17 protein-coding genes are annotated in these 18,128 nt (G+C 69.5%); 11 read left to right on the top strand and 6 right to left on the bottom strand.

Going from position 1 to position 18,128, the window contains the following annotated elements; all coding sequences use genetic code 11:
* Position 1: 1 nt before the first annotated feature.
* Entirely contained in the window at positions 2-613 is a 612-nt protein-coding gene (locus ACN6O8_RS14490; RefSeq protein WP_427991721.1) for a flavin reductase family protein, read from the top strand.
* A 34-nt stretch (positions 614-647) separates the two neighbouring features.
* Here ACN6O8_RS14490 and ACN6O8_RS14495 read toward each other — a convergent pair whose 3' ends face one another.
* Positions 648-1,016 carry a VOC family protein gene (locus tag ACN6O8_RS14495; RefSeq protein ID WP_427991722.1) on the bottom strand — a complete coding sequence of 123 codons (369 nt, stop codon included), beginning with the start codon at positions 1,014-1,016 and terminating at the stop codon, positions 648-650.
* Positions 1,017-1,155: 139 nt separating this feature from the next.
* On the opposite strand from ACN6O8_RS14495, the gene ACN6O8_RS14500 reads away from it, so the two are divergent.
* The 7 genes from ACN6O8_RS14500 (at position 1,156) to ACN6O8_RS14530 (ending at position 7,910) form a co-directional block, all read left to right on the top strand.
* Positions 1,156-2,523, top strand: a complete 1,368-nt coding sequence (locus tag ACN6O8_RS14500) for a sensor histidine kinase (protein ID WP_427991723.1) — start codon at positions 1,156-1,158, stop codon at positions 2,521-2,523.
* Positions 2,508-3,845: a sigma-54-dependent transcriptional regulator gene (locus ACN6O8_RS14505; RefSeq protein ID WP_427991724.1), complete on the top strand. Its 1,338-nt coding sequence runs from the start codon at positions 2,508-2,510 to the stop codon at positions 3,843-3,845. The genes ACN6O8_RS14500 and ACN6O8_RS14505 overlap by 16 nt, the downstream gene beginning before the upstream one ends.
* A 163-nt stretch (positions 3,846-4,008) precedes the next feature.
* Positions 4,009-4,683 carry a hypothetical protein gene (locus tag ACN6O8_RS14510; RefSeq protein WP_427991725.1) on the top strand — a complete coding sequence of 225 codons (675 nt, stop codon included), beginning with the start codon at positions 4,009-4,011 and terminating at the stop codon, positions 4,681-4,683.
* A 79-nt stretch (positions 4,684-4,762) separates the two neighbouring features.
* Entirely contained in the window at positions 4,763-5,110 is a 348-nt protein-coding gene (locus tag ACN6O8_RS14515; RefSeq protein ID WP_427991726.1) for a DMT family protein, read from the top strand.
* A gap of 9 nt (positions 5,111-5,119) precedes the next feature.
* Entirely contained in the window at positions 5,120-6,382 is a 1,263-nt protein-coding gene (locus ACN6O8_RS14520; RefSeq protein WP_427991727.1) for an MFS transporter, read from the top strand.
* Between the two features lie 30 nt (positions 6,383-6,412).
* Entirely contained in the window at positions 6,413-7,630 is a 1,218-nt protein-coding gene (locus ACN6O8_RS14525; protein ID WP_427991728.1) for a diguanylate phosphodiesterase, read from the top strand.
* Between the two features lie 88 nt (positions 7,631-7,718).
* Complete coding sequence (locus tag ACN6O8_RS14530) at positions 7,719-7,910, top strand: hypothetical protein (protein ID WP_427991729.1); 192 nt, start codon at positions 7,719-7,721, stop codon at positions 7,908-7,910.
* A 21-nt stretch (positions 7,911-7,931) separates the two neighbouring features.
* Here ACN6O8_RS14530 and ACN6O8_RS14535 read toward each other — a convergent pair whose 3' ends face one another.
* From ACN6O8_RS14535 to ACN6O8_RS14555, 5 genes are all read right to left on the bottom strand, one after another.
* Entirely contained in the window at positions 7,932-10,007 is a 2,076-nt protein-coding gene (locus ACN6O8_RS14535; protein ID WP_427991730.1) for a PIG-L family deacetylase, read from the bottom strand.
* 131 nt (positions 10,008-10,138) lie between these two features.
* Positions 10,139-11,275 carry a hybrid sensor histidine kinase/response regulator gene (locus tag ACN6O8_RS14540; RefSeq protein ID WP_427991731.1) on the bottom strand — a complete coding sequence of 379 codons (1,137 nt, stop codon included), beginning with the start codon at positions 11,273-11,275 and terminating at the stop codon, positions 10,139-10,141.
* An 18-nt stretch (positions 11,276-11,293) separates the two neighbouring features.
* Positions 11,294-11,914 (bottom strand): chemotaxis protein CheB, encoded by a 621-nt coding sequence (locus ACN6O8_RS14545; RefSeq protein ID WP_427991732.1) that lies wholly within the window; start codon positions 11,912-11,914, stop codon positions 11,294-11,296.
* Positions 11,911-12,756, bottom strand: a complete 846-nt coding sequence (locus ACN6O8_RS14550) for a CheR family methyltransferase (RefSeq protein WP_427991733.1) — start codon at positions 12,754-12,756, stop codon at positions 11,911-11,913. Before ACN6O8_RS14550 ends, ACN6O8_RS14545 begins: the two co-directional genes overlap by 4 nt.
* Before the next feature lie 29 nt (positions 12,757-12,785).
* Positions 12,786-16,175, bottom strand: a complete 3,390-nt coding sequence (locus ACN6O8_RS14555; protein WP_427991734.1) for a response regulator — start codon at positions 16,173-16,175, stop codon at positions 12,786-12,788.
* Positions 16,176-16,352: 177 nt separating this feature from the next.
* On the opposite strand from ACN6O8_RS14555, the gene ACN6O8_RS14560 reads away from it, so the two are divergent.
* The 3 genes from ACN6O8_RS14560 (at position 16,353) to ACN6O8_RS14570 (ending at position 18,093) form a co-directional block, all read left to right on the top strand.
* Complete coding sequence (locus ACN6O8_RS14560) at positions 16,353-16,727, top strand: response regulator (protein WP_427991735.1); 375 nt, start codon at positions 16,353-16,355, stop codon at positions 16,725-16,727.
* Between the two features lie 152 nt (positions 16,728-16,879).
* On the top strand, positions 16,880-17,425 hold the full coding sequence (locus ACN6O8_RS14565) for an RNA polymerase sigma factor (RefSeq protein ID WP_427991736.1): 546 nt from the start codon (positions 16,880-16,882) through the stop codon (positions 17,423-17,425).
* Entirely contained in the window at positions 17,422-18,093 is a 672-nt protein-coding gene (locus ACN6O8_RS14570; RefSeq protein WP_427991737.1) for an anti-sigma factor, read from the top strand. Before ACN6O8_RS14565 ends, ACN6O8_RS14570 begins: the two co-directional genes overlap by 4 nt.
* The last annotated feature ends 35 nt before the right edge of the window (positions 18,094-18,128 follow it).

Genomic DNA, 18,128 nt, shown 5'->3' on the forward strand with positions numbered 1-18,128 from the left:
CATGCATTTCGACTTCAGCGAGCTGCCGCCGCAGACGGTCTACAACGTACTGACCTCGACCGTCACCCCGCGTCCGATCGCCTGGTTGACGACCCTGTCCGGCGAGGGCGTGGTCAACGCGGCGCCGTTCAGTTTCTTCAATGTCATGGGGCATCAGCCGCCGACGGTGGCCGTTGGCCTGATGCGTCACGCCAGCGGCCGCTTGAAGGACTCCGGCGCCAATATCATCGAGAACGGTGAGTTTGTGGTGAACCTGGTGCCCGAGTCGCTGGCCGCGCAGATGAACCAGACCTGCGCGGATTACCCGGCCGATGTGGACGAACTGGCCGCGGCCGGCCTGACGGCCAGGCCCGCGCTGCGCGTGCGTCCTCCGCTGATAGACGGGTGCCCGGTGGCGCTGGAATGCGTCAGTCAGGCAACGATCGTCACGGGACCGCGCCAGCTCGTGGTGATTGGCCGGGTGCTGGGTGCGCACGTGTCCGATGCCTATGTGTTGGACGCGCAACGCGGCCACATGGACACCCCGGCCATGAAGCTGATCGCGCGCATGCATGGCGGCGGCTGGTACGCGCGCAGCACTGACCGGTTTCAATTGGCGCGGCCGCCGGCGTAAGCGGCGCTTCCCGGTGTTGCCAGGGCGCGCGGCATCAGCCCTGGGGGCGGTGGCACACCGCTTCGACGTTGTGGCCGTCGGGGCCTATGACGAACGCGGCGTAGTAGTGGGGATGGTAATGCGGGCGCAGTCCGGGCGGGCCGTTGTCCTTGCCGCCCGCCGCCAGGGCGGCGGCGTAAAACGCGTCCACTTGGGCGTGGGTGTCCGCGGCGATGGCGATATGCAAAGGCGCGCAAACGCCGGCATGCGCATACAGCCAGAGCGATGGTTTGCCCTGTCTGCCCAGGCCGACGCTGTCCGGCCCCTGCATGGCCAGGCTCACGCCCAGCGGCGCAAGCGCCTGGCAGAAGAATTCGCGGCTCAGGTCGATGTCGCTGACGCCAAAGCCAATGTGATCGAGCATGCCGTGTCTCCGACGCTACGGTAAGCTGCCAGTTTTAACACTACCGGTTTGCGGAGGCCGGCGGCGGCGCGGATCGGGCCGGGCGCCGCGACCTGCCCAGGGCCTGGCGCCGGGCTTGTCCGATCGGGTATTTTGGCGAATGTGCACGCGAAGGAGCGCGATCCTGTCACCGCAGACATCGATTCGTCGAGACCTGGCGATCCTCTGGTTCTGGATCGCCATTGTCGCCCTGGTGCTGGCGGGGCTGCTGGTCGCCCTCGGCCGCCAGGGCGCCGGTTCCCAGATTGCGCGCGCGCGCGACTTGGCCGCGGTCAGTTGCGAAGCGCTGCGCGCGGGGGCGGCGCGCCTGCCCTGGGCCGGCGCCGCCGGCCCGCGCGCCGATCTGCCCGGCGCCCAGGCGATTCTTGATCTTGCCTTGCGGGATCGCGCCGGCATGGAAGGCGGATTCTGGCAGCCGCGCACGGGCGTGCTGGCCTATGCCTTTCCCACCTATGACGGCACCGGCATCAAGCGTGATCCGCCCAGCGCGGAGCTGGAGCGCATTGGCGCCACCGCGCAGCGCGCGCTGGATGCCGCCGGGCTGGTCACCGACATGCGGCCCGGCTTGCGCGAAGCCGTGGTCTTCGCGGCCTGTCCCGCCGATAGCGCGCCCAACACGCTGGCGGCCTGGACCATGACGCGCGTGCCGCTGATTGGCGGCGATGTGATCAATGCGCTGATCCTGGCGATCAGCCTGTTGCTGAGCATGGTGGTGGTATCCGGCCTCTGGCTCGGCCGCACGTTCACCCGCTGGCGCCGGCAGACCGACGCCATGCAGCGGCAGTTGCAACAGGCCGAACGGCTGGCGACCCTGGGACGGATGTCCGCGGGGCTGGCCCACGAAATCCGCAACCCCCTGGGCACCATGCGCATGAAAGTCGAGAACGCGCTGGCGGCGCCGCGGCCGGTCCGCGAGGCGCGCGTGGCCGGCGCCCTGGAGGCGGTGCTGGCGCAGACCGAGCGTCTCGAATCCCTGGTGTCCAGCCTGCTGGCCCTGACGCAGCCGTTCCGCGTCGAGCGGCAAGTGCTCGACCTGCCCGCCTTTCTGCGGGAGCGGGTTCAGGCGCACGCGGCCGCGGCGTGCAAGGCGGGCGTGCGGCTGACGGCGAACGCGCCGGACATGCCGGGGCCGCGCGCGTGGTTCGATCCGACCCAGATGGCGCGGGCATTGGACAATCTGCTGTTGAACGCGCTGGCGCATACCAGTGACGGCGGTGTGATCGAGCTGGGCGCGGGCCGCGGCCCGCATGGCGCCTTGCGGCTGTGGGTCGCCGACGATGGCGCGGGGGTGCCGGACGAATTGCGCGAAACCCTGTTCGAGCCTTTCGCGACGGCGCGCACGGGCGGGTCCGGCCTGGGACTTGCCCTGGTGCGGGAGATCGTGCAGGCGCACGCCGGACAGGTCAGGCTGGCGTCGACCGCGCGCGGCGCGCGCATCGAAATGGAGCTGCCATGGCCCGCATCCTGATCGTCGACGACGACGCGGCATTTCGCGACAGCCTGACGGAGACGTTGCAGGACCTGGGGCATGCCGTGTTGCAGGCCAGCTCGACCAGCGCCGGCCTGAACCGCTTGCGCACCGAGGCGGTGGACCTGGCCATCGTCGATTTGCGCATGCCGGGCGATGATGGCCTGGTGTTCCTGCGCAAGGCGGCCGGGCTGTCATCCGTGCCCTGCATCATGCTGACGGCCTACGCGAGCGGCGGCAACACCATCGACGCCATGCGCCTGGGCGCCTTCGATCACCTGGCCAAGCCGGTGGCGCGCGCCGCCCTGGTGGAAACGCTGGAGCGGGCGTTGCGCAGCGCCGCGGCGGCCGGCGATGCGGGCGCCGCCACCGGCGCCGAGCCGGTCGACGATTTCGAGCTGGTCAGCGGCAGCGCCGCCATGCGCGAGGTCTTCAAGCGCATCGGCATGGCGGCGCGCGGCGATGCCACGGTGTTGATCCTGGGCGAGACCGGTACCGGCAAGGAGCTGGTGGCGCGCGCCCTGCACCGCAGCAGCGCGCGCGCGTCGCGGCCGTTCGTTGCCGTCAATTGCGCCGCGATTCCCGCCGACTTGATGGAAAGCGAGTTGTTCGGGCACGTCAAAGGCGCCTACACCGGCGCCACCAGCGACCGTGCCGGCCGTTTCCGCGAGGCCGAGGGCGGCACCCTGTTTCTCGACGAGATCGGCGACATGCCGCTGTCGACCCAGGCCAAGATCCTGCGCGTGCTGCAGGAGCGGGAAATCACCCCGCTTGGCGGCGGGCGCGTGATGCCGGTGAATGTGCGTATCGTCGCGGCGACGCATCGCGATCTGCCGGCGGCGGTCGCGGCGGGCCGGTTCCGCGAAGACTTGTGGTACCGGCTGCAAGTCGTGCCGATTGCCTTGCCCCCGTTGCGCGAGCGGTTGGGCGATGTGCTGTTGTTGGCCGAGCATTTCCTGCGGCGTATCGGCGGCGGCGCGCCCAAGCGCCTGTCCACGGCGGCCGCGCAGCGTCTGCTGGCCCACCCCTGGCCGGGCAACGTGCGCGAGTTGCGCAACGCCATGGAGCGCGCGGCGGTGCTCTGTCACGGCGCGGTCATCGAACCCGGGCATCTCGGCGCGCTGCCGTTGGCGGCGGGGCGCGAGGAGGGCGGTGACATGGCGCTGGACGGCCCGCTGGCCGAGGCGGTGGCCGCCCTGGAGCGCACCATGATCCGGCGGGCGCTGGCGGCCACCGCCGGCAATCGCGCCGAGGCCGCCCGGCGGCTCGGGCTGTCGCGCCAGCAGCTTTATCGCAAACTGGCCGAGCACGGCCTCGGGTGAGGTGTCTGGTTCGGGTGTCCGCTTCTGTGACGCGCAGGCGTCGCGCAAGCGGACGCCGGCCGGCCGCCGGGCCGCGCAAACCATTGATTTATCTGGCACTCCTGGTTGGCACACGGTTTGCATTGAACACCGAAGTGTTCACTGCCGGCTCAAGGAGTCCATCATGTCCCGATCCGCGTTTGCCCTGCTTGCCCTCGCGGCGGCCCTCGCCGCCTGCCCGGCCGGCGCCGCGCCGCCGCCCGCCGGGGCGATGCCGCCGCCACCCGCCGATGCGATGCCGCCGCCCGCCGCGCCGGTGGTGGCAGAGGGCCAGGTCCAACGCCTGTTGATCAATCCCTATGGCGAGGTCGACGGCCTGCGGCTGGCCGATGGCACCGTGGTGCAGTTTCCGCTGCATCTGTCCGAGGCGCTCAGCGCCGCCGTCAAGCCCGGCGACGCGGTCCGCGTCATTGGCCGGCCGCAGGGGCGGGCCAGCGTCAAGGCCGACGCCATCGTCAATGCCGCCAGCGGGCAGACCGTCTACGACCAGCCGCCGGCAGCGGGCGGCGGGCGGCCGCTGCCGCCGCACCTGCGTGCCCAGGCGCTGCGGCCGCAGCAGGTGCAAGGCCAGATCGACGCCGTATTGACCGGGCCGCGCGGCCAGGCCAATGGCGTCATCCTGACCGACGGCAGCATCGTCCGCTTTGCGCCGCAGCCCCTGCCGTTGTCCGTGCGGCCCGGGGCGGCGTTTGCCGCCGATGGGCTGGGCACGCGCAATGCGCTGGGCACGTCGCTGGAGGCGATCCGCATCGGCACCAGCCTGTCGGCGCTGCAACCCCTGTACGACCGTGCCCCCTGACTGCCGTCCGCCCCATTCGAACCGGGCCGCCGCGCCGATCGGCAGCGGTTTGTCCGCCCTGTGCCCGAGAGGCCTGAAGATGTCCCCGAAGCTATTGCCCGTTGTGCTGTTGCTGGTCTCCAACGTATTCATGACTTTCGCCTGGTATGGGCATCTGAAGTTCGGCGAGCGTCCCCTGTATGCCGTCGTCCTGGCTAGTTGGTTGATCGCGCTGGCCGAATACTGTTTCGCGGTGCCGGCCAACCGCATCGGCCATGCCGTCTACAGCGCCGCCGAACTCAAGACCATGCAGGAGGTCATCACGTTGACGGTGTTCGCCGTGTTCTCGGTTTTCTATCTTGGCGAACGGCTGACGCTCAATCACCTGGTGGGGTTCGGTTGCATCGGGTTGGGGGCGTTCTTCGTTTTCAAGGGCCCGTTGCCCTAGGAGGCGATCATGGCGACCGCGCAAACGGACAACGATCCGCGACGCTGGCTGGCGGGGGTCAATTTCTTCCTGGCCGACGTGCGTGACGGGCTGGGCCCGTTCCTTGGCGTATTCCTGTTGGGCCACGGCTGGCAGGCCGACGCCATCGGTTACCTGATGACGGCCGCCGGCCTGGCGGGCATGCTGGCCACCACGCCGATGGGCGCCTGGGTGGATGCGTCGCGCCGCAAGCGCGGATTGCTCGCTGGCGCCACCCTGGCCCTGATCGCCTGCAACCTGGCGCTGTGGGCCATGCCCGTGGCCAGCGTGGCGGCCGCCACGCAGATCCTCGCGGCGGTCATCGGTGCCCTGTTCGCGCCCGCCATCATGGGCCTTACGCTGGGTTTGGTCGGCCCGCGCGGCCTGCCGCGACAACTCGGGCTGAACGAAGCCTGGAATCACGCGGGCAACGTCGCGGCCGCGGTGCTGGCCGGGCTGGCCGGCTACCGCTGGGGCCTGTCGGCGGTCTTCGTGCTGATGGTGGTCGTGCCGTGCGGCGCCTTCGTCTGTCTGGGGCGGATCCGGCCCTCGGCGATCGACCATGAGGTGGCGCGCGGCGCGCGGCCGGCCGCGCCGGCCCGGGCCCATCCGGAAAAAGCGCCGGGCATCTGGCAGGTGCTGTCAGGCTCGACAGCGCTGCGCCGGGTGGCGCTGGTCATGATGTTGTTTCATCTGGGCAACGCCGCCATGTTGCCGTTGCTGGGTCAGGCCGCTGTCGCGCGCGGCGGGGCCGACCCCAGTGCCTACACGGCGCTGACGATCATCGTGGCGCAGTTGGTGATGATCCCGGTGGCGCTACTGGCCGGGCGCTACGCCCGGCAGTATGGCTATTGGCGCCTGCTTGCGTGGGCCTGCTGCGTGCTGCCGCTGCGCGGATTGCTGGCGGCGACGCTGCCGCCGGCCTGTGCCCTGGTGCCGGTGCAGATGATGGACGGGGTCGCCGCCGGGCTGATGGGCGTGGCGTTGCCGGGGCTGGTGGCGTCGATCCTGCGCGGCAGCGGGCACGTCAATGCCGGGCTCGGCGCCGTCATGGCCATCCAGGGCGTTGGCGCGGCGCTCAGTCCGGCCCTGGCCGGCTGGGTGGCGCAACACCATGGCTATGGACCGGCCTTCATGGCGCTGAGCGGCGTCGCGGCGCTTTCCTTGGCGTTGCTCGCGACGCAGCGGATGCCGCGCCGCGGCATCCCGACAGGGGCAATACGGCGGCCCTACGACGTAAACTCCTCACATTGACTATCCAGGTGCCGCGGCGGGAGGGCACACATGCTATCGACATTGATCTACCGCAGCCGGGCCTGTGAGCCCATGAGCGCTGACGCACTCGATGGTCTCATCCGGCAGGCCAGAGCGCGCAACGCATCGTTGAACGTCACCGGCCTGCTGCTTTTTGACGGCGTCCACTTCGTGCAGTTGCTGGAGGGGCCCGCGCAGTCCGTGGAGTCGCTGTTCGACACGATTGGCCGGGATGCGCGGCATAAAAGCGTCGTGCGCCTGCTGCGCGACCATGGGCCATTTCGCCGCTTCGAGGGCGATGAGATGGCCATGGTCGATCTGCGCGATCTCGCCGTCACGCAGGTGGCGTCGCTGATTCTCGAAAAGATGAAGAAGCAGGCCCGGCTGGCCGTCAGTGATGACCGCGTCATCAAGATCCTGACCTGGTACGCGCTGGCGCGCGACACGAGCCACATCGTGGAAGGCGAGGATGCCGCGAACTGGCGGTTCGTGGCGGATGAGGGGGCGTCGTCCGAGCCCTGTTTGCAACCCGGGCAGACGTATCAGTTTGCGCTGCAGCCGATCGTGGAGCCGGCGCGCCGGGCGATCACGTCGTTCGAGTTCCTGATTCGCAGCCAGTCCGGCGGGTCGCCGGAGCAGTTGTTCGCGTCCGTGCCGCCCGCGCAGCGCTACCGGATCGACCTGGAATCCAAAGCGTTCGCGTTCCGCCTGGCAAGCCGCTTGTGCCTGGACGACATCAAGCTGTCGGTCAATCTGTTGCCCATGTCGCTGGTGGCCGATCCCTCGGCGGTGGATCTGATGCTTGACCAGATCGCGGGATGCGGCCTTTCGCCCGGGCAGGTGATCGTGGAGATCACGGAGCAGGAAGCGATCGTGAACCAACGCGACTTCGGGGCGGCCATCGAGCGCTTGCGCAGGGCCGGTATCGGTGTGGCCATCGATGACTTCGGCGCCGGCTTCGCGGGGCTGTCCCTGCTGGCCGATTTTCAGCCGGACAAGCTCAAGATCGACCGCAAGATCATCCAGAACATCCATGCGGACGGCCCGCGGCAGGCGATCGTGCGCGCGATTGTCGAGGCATGCGCGGCATTGGGCATTACGCCCGTCGCCGAAGGCGTGGAGCGGGTCGAAGAGTGGTGCTGGCTCCAGGCCGCGGGCGTGGAGCGTTTCCAGGGCTATTTGTTCGCCCGCCCCGCGCTGAACGGCGTGCCCGCGATCCACTGGCCGCAACGCACGCCGCCGCATTAGACTGTGCGAGTGGCCGGGAACCGCCGATGAAGGGATTCCAATTCACATCCGATGGGAGCGCTCACCCATGATTGTCAGATTAGCGGCCTTGAATCAAAGCCTGATCACCGTGGCCAGGCTGATGGATACGGCGGAAGACCTCGAAGGCGTGAAAGCCGCTTTTGCGCTGCACGCGGAGGTGGCCGCCGGGTTGTTCAAATTGCTCGAGGCGGAGTTGCTGGATCTGCGGGAGCGGGTCGACGAGGCGCAGGGGACGCTCACGCGGGCGGGGCTGATGTAGACGGCCGTCCCCGCCGGCGGGTCATTGCACCTGGGTCGGCGTGGCGGCGCGCGACGCTTGCGTCGGCATCGGGGCCTGCGTCAAGGTGCCGGGTTCGGTGGCCGACGGCCGGATCACGACGGCGTTGTGGCTGTCGGTGGCGCCCAGCTTGGGTAGATCGGCGGGCCGCGCGGCCAGGCCGGCGAACGGGCCGCCGCCGCTTGCCGGCATGCCGTCCAGCGTCAGGCTGGCGGCCCATTGGCCATCGCGGCGCGACAGCACCTGGTAGCGCTGCGGGCCGCCCGCCATGCGCGCCACCAGATACAGCGTGCCGTTGATCAGGTGCATCGCTGGCGGTGACGCGGCCTCGGCCTGCAATTTGACCGGCTTGCCATGCTCGACCAGCCACAGCGGCCCGCCAGCGCGTTCCAGGATCGCCACGAGCACGTTGCCTTGCGCATCGGCGTCGATGGCGGGGCGGCCGATGTAGGGCACGCCCAGGTCGGTCGGCGCGCTCCAGTCCATGTCCATATCGGTGGTGTCGCCGGTTTCTTCCAGGCGCGTCAGGTGATTGTTGGCGCGTTGCCGGAAATAGAGTTCGACCCGGTGCGCATGGTTGCGGATCGCGGCCAGTCCGCCAGCGGCCTGGGGCGCTGCCACGCGCCGCCAGGGCTGCCAGTCGGGGCGCTGGCCTTTGGCGGCGGGCCGTTGGCGGGTGTAGAAAAGCTGGCCGCCGCCCGCCGACGCGAACACGATGTAGCGGCCGTCGTCGCCGCGCACGACCGCGGGCGCGCCGGTGGCGCCGTCCAGCGGCGGCAGGCTTTGCCAGGGGCCCCAGCTGCCGTCGATGCCGGATGGCGCGATCCAGTGCAGCAGGCCGTCATAGCCGAGCGCGACGGCGGCGGCTTCGCCGCGTGGCGCCACGGCGGGGATCTGGCTGACGCGGATGCCCGCCAACGCCTGCCACCCTTGCCAGGTGCCGTCGTGGCGCTGCTTGTTGGCCCACACCCCGCCCAGGGGATCGCGCGCCATCAGGCCGGCGGTGCCGTCGGCGTGGCCGAACGTGACCAGCGGGCCGCTGGTGCGCCCACCCAGGCTTTGCCAGCGGCGCTGGCCGGCGTCCCAGCGATTGGCCGCGGCATTGGTTTCGCCGGCGGCGAACACCACCAGGCCGTTGCGGCCGTCCGGATAGATCTGTGGCGGCATGTCCTGGCGCGATACGTAGTACGCGCGCTGCACCCAGGCGGCGGCGGGGCCGGCCGGTTCCTTGCAGCCGCTGGGGCCGGCGCAGTAGTGGTAGTCATTCCAGGCGTAGTGCTGGAAGATCACCGATTTGCTGGCGATCTCGTTCTCGGCAAGGTTGCTGGCGCGTTCCTGGCTGGGGTAGTCGATATAGCCGGTCTCGGCATAGTTGCCGGGCGCGCGCAGCATGGCCGCGCGCACCAGCCGCGCGCTGGCGATATGGTCGGGATGCCCGTGCCCGGCGCAGCGCCAGCACAGTTGCGTGTACGGCACGGCGATGGTGTCGTCCAGGTGGCGCACGGTGGTCGGCTGATACTGGCGGATCAGTTCGGCCAGGGTATCGACCAGTTGTTCGCGCGAGTAGACCTCGGGGTAGGGGCCGAGCGTGTCGACCCTTTGCCCGGGCTCCGATTCGGTGCGGCTCAACGGCGTCAGGCTGCCCCAGCCCTTGCCCAGCCACGGGTCTTTCAGGCGCAGGTGCCACAGTTGCACGCGGGGGTTGCCGCTCAGGGTGAAGCGCGCGATCCGCCGTTGGCCGGCCTGGCCGGCGCTTTCTTTCCATTGATCGGGCTGGCGCGCCATGTAGGCGTAGGCGGCGCGCACGCCGCGCTCGCGGCCCAGCATGTAGGTGTCGCCTTCGCCGGCGTCGCTGGCCGTCAGGTAGACCACGCGCACGCAACCGCCGGCCGCGATGTTGGAGGCGATGTCCGGGTTCATGAACAGCAGGTCGTCATCCAGGTGGGCGACGAAGGCCAGATCCTTGATGCCGTTGCATTGCGCCAGGGTTGGCGGCGCGGCGAGGGCGGGGGCGGCCAGGCAGGCGAAAAGCAGCGCCCGCGCGGCAAGGGAGAGCAGGGTCGTGAGTATCCGCGTCAAGAGGCGTGGCTCCGGAAGGCAGGGATATGAAATTGCCGGTTGCGGGAATCTTACCAAGTCGCGTTGCGGTTGAATCAGGCGCGGACGCTCATTCGGGGCTGGCGCCGGCCACGGCTCGCGCCGTTGCGCGGTCAGCCCGCGACCGGCGCGGCCCGGCGTGGCAGCGTCACGCGAAAGCGCGTGATGGCATCGCGCGATTCGGCGCCGATGCGGCCGCCATGCGCCAGCACGATCTGCTGCGCGATGAACAGTCCCAGGCCGAGGCCGCGGTGGCCGCCGGGCGGGCGGGTGCCGCTGCGGAACGGATTGAACAACTGTGGCAGCAGGTCCGCGGGGATGGTGCCGCCGTTGCTGACCGTGACCACGACATGTTCGGGCGCCGCGCCATCGACCTCGACGCGCACCGGGACCTCGCGGCTGCCGTGGTGCAAGGCGTTGCCCAGCAGGTTGGACAGCACTTGCGCGATGCGTTCGCCGTCCCAGTCGCCGGCCGCATCGCCGTGGTACTCGGTGTCGATGCGCCGGTCGGCCGAGCCGGCGCGGACCTCGTCCAGCGCGCGCTCGACCAGCGCGGTCATGTCCAGGCGCGTCGGCGCCAGCGTCAGGCCGCCGGCCTGGCGGATGCGCGTCACGTCGAGCAGGTCCGAGATCAGGTGATTCATGCGTTCGCCGCTTTGCAGCATGCGCTGCGCCAGGCTGACGACGCGCGCATCGTCGCTCTGGCGGCGCAGCAGCGACGCGCCCATGATGACGGCCTGCAGCGGCGTGCGCAGGTCATGGCCGAGCACCGCCATGAACATGTCGTTGACCCGCAGCGCCTCGGTGCGGGCTTGCAGCTCCCGCGCCAGCGCGTGGCGGCGTTCGTGCAGCTCGAAAAAGACGTTGGCCTTGCTGCGCAGCATGTAGGGATCGACCGGCTTGTACAGGAAATCCACCGCGCCGCTCTCGTAGCCGCGGAACTGCCAGTTCTGCTCGCGCGAGCCGGCGGTGATGAAGATTAGCGGGATGTGGCGCGTGCGTTCGCTGCCGCGGATCAGCTCGGCCAGTTCGAAGCCGTTCATGTCCGGCATCTGCACGTCCAGCAGCGCCAGCGCCACATCGGGATGGTTCAGCAGCAACTCCAGGGCCTGCGGGCCGGATTGGGCCTTGAGCACCTGGACGCGGTCGCTGGCCAGCAGCGCTTCCAGCGCGATCAGGTTTTCGGGAACGTCGTCGACCAGCAGGCACTTGATACGATCGTCCGATGATTTGGAGGGTGTCAGTAGCATGGTGTCGGGTTGAGGGGGTCAGGGCACGCGCTGCGCGGGCAGGCGCGCCAGCAAGGCGGCGATGGCCGCGGGCGGCAGGACATGGGCGAACGCCACCCGCGCCAGGGCGGCCTCGGGCATGGCGCGCATGGCGGCGGTCTCGGGCGCCTGGACTACCGCCATGCCGCCCGCCGCCTGGATCGCCGCCAGGCCTTTGGCGCCGTCTTCGTTGGCGCCGGACAGCAAGATGCCCAGCAGGCGCGCGCCATAGCCATCGGCGGCGGATTGGAACAGCACATCGATCGATGGCCGCGAGAAATGCACCGGCGGGCCGATGGACAGGGCCAGACGCGGCCCGCGATCGACCAGCAGGTGGTAGTCGGGCGGGGCGAAGTACAGGTGGCCCGGCTGTATCGGCATCTGATCCTCGGCTTCCCGCAGCGGTAGCGCGCAACGGTCGCGGAAGATGTCGGCCAGCAGGCTGCGACGGTCGCGCGGCAGGTGCACCAATACGATCACCGCCGCGCACAGGCCGGCCGGCAGGGCCGGCAGCAGCAGGTTCAGCACATCGATGGCGCCCGACGAGCCGCCGATGACGACCGCGTCCCAGGCGGCCGTGGCCGCCGCCTCGTCGCGCGGCGCCGGCGCGTGGCGGTTCACAGCCCGGCCTTCTTGCGGTAGATGCGGTCTTCGAGCACGAAATCGTCGAAGCCGTCGGCCTGGGCGGAAAAACGCACCGATTCCCGCGATCCCAGGCCCATGAAGCCGCGATGCACCAGGGCGTCGTGGAACAGGCGCAGCGCCCGGTTCTGCAGCGCGCGCTCGAAATAGATGAGCACGTTGCGGCACGACACCAGATGCACTTCGGCGAACACGCTGTCCGTGGCCAGGCTGTGATCCGAGAACACCATCTGCGCGCGCAGCGCCTTATCGAACACGACGCGGCCGTAGCGCGCCGTGTAATAGTCGGACAGCGAGCTGCGGCCGCCGGCCGCGGTGTGGTTGCGGGTAAAGGCGGCCACCCGTTCCAGGTCGAACACGCCCTGTTCCGCCACGCGCAGCGCATGCGGGTTGATGTCGGTGGCGTAGATCAGCGCGCGATCCAGCAGGCCTTCCTCGTGCAGCAGGATGGCGAGCGAATAGACCTCTTCGCCGGTGCTGCAGCCGGCCACCCACACCTTGATCGAGGGGTAGGTGCGCAGGATCGGCACCACTTCGTTGCGCAGCGCCAGGAAGTAGCTGGGGTCGCGGAACATGTCGCTGACCTGCACCGTCAGGAATTGCAGCAATTCCGTGAACACGGGCGCTTCGTGCAGCACGCGGTCCTGCAGTTGGGACAGGGTCTTGCAGCCGAAGTGCGTCAGGGCGCTTTGCAGCCGGCGCTTGAGCGAGGCCTGCGCGTACTCGCGGAAGTCGTAGTGGTAGTGGTGATAGATCGCATCGAGCAGCAGGCGCTGCTCGATGTCTTCGGGGGCCACCTTGGCCGGCGCGGACGGATCCATGGTCACGGAAGGGGCAGGGCGCCGGTGTGTCACTTGCGCATCCAGACGCGCACCAGCGACAGCAGGCGTTCGACGTCCAGCGGCTTGGCGATGTAGTCGTTGGCGCCGGCGGCCAGGCATTTCTCCTGGTCGTCCTTCATGGCCTTGGCCGTCAGCGCGATGATGGGCAGGCGCCGCCATTCGGGCCGGGTACGGATCGCCCGCATCGCCGTGTAGCCGTCCATCTCGGGCATCATGATGTCCATCAGCACCAGATCGATGGCACGCTGGCCATCGACGCCGGCGCGATCCAGGGCCTCGAGCGCCTCGCGGCCGTTGCGCGCGATCTCCACCCGCAGGCCGGTCGGCTCCAGGATGCTGGACAGCGCGAACACGTTGCGCACGTCGTCCTCGACCACCAGCACCGTGCGGCCTTCCAGCGTGGCGTCGCGGCTGCGGGCCAGCTCCAGCATCTGGCGCTGCTGCGGTGGCAGGTCGGCCTCGACCTGGTGCAGGAACAGCGTCACTTCATCGAGCAGGCGTTCGGGCGAGCGCGCGTCCTTGATGATGATGGACTTGGAGAAGCGGCGCAGTTGCTGTTCCTCGTCGCGCGACAGCGCCCGGCCGGTGTACACGATGACCGGCGGGAACGACACGCTCTCCTGTTCGGCCATCTCGCGCAGCAGCTCATGGCCGCTGATGTCGGGCAGGTTGAGGTCCATCACGACACAGTCGAAGGTGGTGGCGCGCAGCAGGTCGAGCGCGGCGCTGGCGGTGGCGGCGGGCACGATTTCGACGTCATCGCGCGCCAGCAGTTCGCGCACGCTGTCGCGCTGGCGTTCGTCGTCTTCGACCACCAGCACACGGCGCACGTTCTGGGTGAACTTGGCTTCCAGGCGCTGCAACGCGTGCACCAGTTCCTCGCGCTTGACCGGCTTGAGCGCGTAGCCGACCGCGCCGCGCCCCATGGCTTGCTGGGCGTAGTCGGCCACCGACACGATGTGCACCGGGATGTGGCGGGTGTGCGGGTTGCGCTTGAGCTGATCCAGTACGCCCAGGCCGGAGAAGTCGGGCAGGTTGATGTCCAGCACGATCGCGTCGGGCCGGCGCCGGGTGGCCAGCGCCAGGCCGTCGGAGGCGGTGTGCGCGGCCAGACAGGCAAAGCCCATCTCGCGCGCCAGGTCGCCCAGGATCGCGGCGAAGCGCTCGTCGTCCTCGATGACCAGGATGGTGCGGCCGCCGTCCTGGCCGGGCTGGGGCGGGGATTCGGTGTCCGCTTCGATGGCGCTGGCCGGCGCCAGGGGCGCGGCGGGGGGAATGCTCGCGCGCGGCGCCGGCGCCGGCGCCGGCCTCGGGGCGGCGTCCAGGCGCAGCGGCAGCAACAGCGTGAACACGCTGCCCTGTCCCGGCGTGCTGACCAGCGACAGGCTGCCGCCCAGCAGTTTGGCCAGGTCGCGCGAGATCGACAGTCCCAGGCCGGTGCCGCCATGTTTGCGATGGGTGCTGCCGTCGGCCTGGCGGAAGGCCTCGAAGATCAGTTCCTGCTGGTCGGCGGCCACGCCGATGCCGGTGTCCTGCACCGCGAACGACAACATGTTGCGCGGCGCGCGCGCGACCTTGAGCGTGACGCTGCCCTGGTCGGTGAATTTGAGCGCGTTCGACAGCAGGTTCTTGAGCACCTGGCCCAGCCGTTGCGGATCCGTGTGCAGCGACGGCGGCACGTCGGCGGCGACCTGCAGTTCCAGCGCCAGGCGCTTTTGCTGCGCGATCGGCCGCAGCGGATCCAGCAGGCGTTGCAGCGCCGGGCCGATGGCGACTTCTTCGACTTCCACGGTCGCCTGGCCGGCTTCGATCTTGGCCAGATCGAGAATATCGTTGATCAGCGCGAGCAAGTCGCTGCCCGCCGCGTGGATGGTCTGTGCGTACTTGACCTGGTCCGGCGTGAGGTTGCCCGGCTTGTTGTCCGACAGCAGCTTGGCCAGGATCAGCGTGGAATTGAGCGGCGTGCGCAGTTCGTGGCTCATGTTGGCCAGGAATTCGCTCTTGTACTGGCTGGCCTGCGTCAGCAGGCGCGCCTTGTCGGTCAACGCGCTCTGCACCCGCAGCAACTGTTCGGTCTGCTGTTCGAGGCTGACGTTGGCCTGCTTGAGTTCGGTCTGCTGCACCTCCATGCGCGCCTGCGATTCCTGCAGGATGCGGCTCTGCTGCTCCAGCTCTTCGTTGCTGACGCGCAGCTCTTCCTGCTGGGTCTGCAACTCTTCCGATTGGCGCTGGGTTTGCGCCAGCAGCGATTCCAGGCGGGTGCGGTCCAGGCCCGCGCGGATCGCCGAGGCCAGCATTTCGGAGGCGCCCTCGAGCAGGCTGCGTTCGCTCTCGCTCACCGGGTGGTTGAAGCCCAGCTCGATCACCGCATACACCCGGTCGTTCTGCATGGCGGGGGCCAGCACCAGTTCGGCCGGGTTGGAGCGGCCCGTGGCCGACGAGATTTCGAAGTGGCCGGCCGGCACGTCGCGCAGGTGCAGCAGCTTGCGCGAACGGGCGGCCTGTCCGACCAGCCCTTGCGCGCTGGCGATCTTTTGCGCCAGGCGCTCGGGGGGCAGGGCGTAGCCACCGAACAGCGCCAGGTCATCACCGCCGTTGACCACGTAGCCCGCGCCCACGCTGGCATGCAGGTATTCGGCCAGGTATTCCAGCGCGCGCTTGCCGATCTCGTCCAGGCGGTGATCGCCGCGCAAGCGCATGCCCAGGCCCGACAGGCCCGCCGTGACCCAGGCCTGGCGCGCCTTGGCGCGGTACTCACGGATGGTCACGCCAGCCGACGCCAGGATCAGCCCCAGCAGCAACAGCGAGCCGCCCCAGGAGTAGTAGGTGGAGGTGGTCGAGGCCGAGGCCCAGGTTTCGCGGGCTTCCTCGACCATGGACAACTGCCGCGTGTACAGGTCGGCGACCAGGTCGCGCAACCGGTCCATCGCGTCCTTGCCGGCATCGGTTCGAACCACGGCCAGCGCGCCCTCGGCATCGCCGGCCTTGCGCATGTCGACGGTTTCGCGCAGCTCGGTCAGCTTCTGTTGGGTGATCCCGGCGATGTCGTTGACGAGGCGGCGTTGCGCCGCGTCCGTGGCGGCGGCGGCCTGGATGACGGCCAGGCGCTGCTCGATGAGGGGCACGGAGCGCAGGTAGGGCTGCAGGTAGGTGGGATCGCCGGTCAGCAGATAGCCGCGCTGGCCGATCTCGGCATCCTTGAGCGCCGAGTTGAACAGGCTGAGCTGGCGCAGCGTCTCGGTGGCGCGGTCCATGGCCGTGACCGCCTGGGTGCGGGTCTCGGCCGAGCGCACATTGACGAAGGCGATCAGCAGCGTGGCCAATGCCGCCAGCACGAAACCGAGCATCAGGATGCGGGGCAGGGCGTGGCGGGCGGCGCGTTGCGGCGAATGCGGCATGGCAATGGTTTGTTCGGATGCGAAAAGAACGTCGACTATACAGGGGGATGAAGCGCTTGTTGCGTAAGGATACAAATGCTTCCCCTATGAAGGGCGCGCATGTCCTAGCATGCGGCCTTTCCCGCTGCGCCTATGCGTCCGCGCCAGGCCTTCGCCGAGGCGCCGGCCTGAACAATCATGACGAAAATCCTTTTGGTCGACGATCAACCCGCGTTGGTCGCCCTGATGAGCGAGTTCCTGAGCAGCGAAGGCTACGAGGTCGCCACGCACACGGATGGCCTGACGGCGTTGCGGCAAATGCTGGAACTGCGGCCGGACGTGGTCATCACCGATTTTTCCATGCCGGGCATGGACGGCGGCGCGCTGCTTACCGCCATGCGCGAAAACGCCTATCTGAGCGAGACGCCCGTGCTGGTGCTGAGCGGGCGGCCCGAATCCGAGATCGGCGCGGCCTGCGCCGGGCGCGCCACGCTGCTGCGCAAGCCAGCCGAGCCCGAAGACGTGCTGCGGGCCGTCCGCCGCCTGCATCCGGCGCCGGCGCTGGCCGCCTAGCCCCGGCCGGTCGCGGCTTCTGCGCGATCCGGCCCGCCCAGGGCGCGCCGGCCCCCCGGACTTGCCTGTATCATGCGCTCGAAGACATCTGTCCCCCGAGCGCCGGTCCGCGGCGCGCGGCCGTACCCCCGTCAGTGACCCGGATAGCTGCCATGCCCGACCCGCTACGTCTGCAGGCTTTGATACAGGAGTGTGCCCGCGGCCAGGAATCCGCGTTGGCCGAACTCTATCGACACACGTCCCCGCATCTGTTTGCGCTTGCCGTACGTATATTGCGGCGAAGCGACTGGGCGGAGGAAGTCCTCCAGGACAGCTTCATCAATATCTGGCGCAACGCCACCCGCTATTCTTCGGAGCAGAGCCAAGTCATGACCTGGATGACGCGCATCGTGCGCAACCGCTGCATCGACCTGTTGCGCAGGCCGGACCTGGAGCGCCCCGACGCCGACGGGGCGCTGACGCTGGCCTGGGCCGATGATGCGCCCGGCCCGTTCGAGCGGCTGCAACGCGACCAGGACGGCCAGCGCCTGGCCGACTGCCTGAAACAGCTCGAGGGGCCGCAACGCACCGCCATCGCGTTGTCCTTCTTCGACGACCTCAGCCATAGCGAGATCGCCCGCCGCCTGGAGGCGCCGCTGGGCACGATCAAGAGCTGGGTGCGGCGCGGCATGGACCGGCTCAAGAGGTGCCTGTCATGAACTACAGCAATCCCCAACTGCGCGCGCGGCTCGCCGCCGACTACGTGGCCGGCGCGATGCGCGGCGGCGCGCGCCGCCGCTTCGAGGGCCTGATGGCCGCCGACGCCAACCTGCGCCGCCAGGTGCGCGACTGGGAAGACGACATCTACCCGCTGCTGTGGTCGCTGCCAGCCCGGGTGCCGCCGCGCCGCGTCTGGCGCGCCATCGAATCGCGCCTGAAGCCGGGCGGCGCCCGCGGCTGGCAGGGCCTGGCCTTCTGGCGCGTGCTCAGCGGCGCGCTGGCCGCGGTGCTGGTGGCCGGGGTGGTGGTCTACCCGATGCAGGTCGACCGCGCCGCGCGCACGCAACTGATGGCGGTGCTGCAAAGCCCCGAGGCGCAGGCCATGCTGGTGGTGCGCGCCGACGAGCGTGGCGGCCTGCACGTCCATGCCTTGCAGGATCTGGCTTCGCGCGCTGGCGGCAAGGCGCTGGAGCTGTGGGTGATCCCGCCCGGGCAGGCGCCGCAATCGGTCGGCGTGGTGGCGCCCGAGGGCCTGACGGCGCTGCAACGCCGCCAGGGCCTGGAAGGCATCCAGAAACTGGCCATCACGCTCGAACCGCCGGGCGGTTCGCCATCGGGCAAACCGACCGGGCCGGTCATCATGAGCGGCGACGTGCTCAAGATCTGAGCCGCATCCAAAGCGCGCCGGGCCGCGTATAGAGG

The sequence above is a fragment of the Achromobacter sp. genome, from assembly GCF_050285565.1.
In the GTDB taxonomy this organism is placed as follows: domain Bacteria; phylum Pseudomonadota; class Gammaproteobacteria; order Burkholderiales; family Burkholderiaceae_B; genus Achromobacter.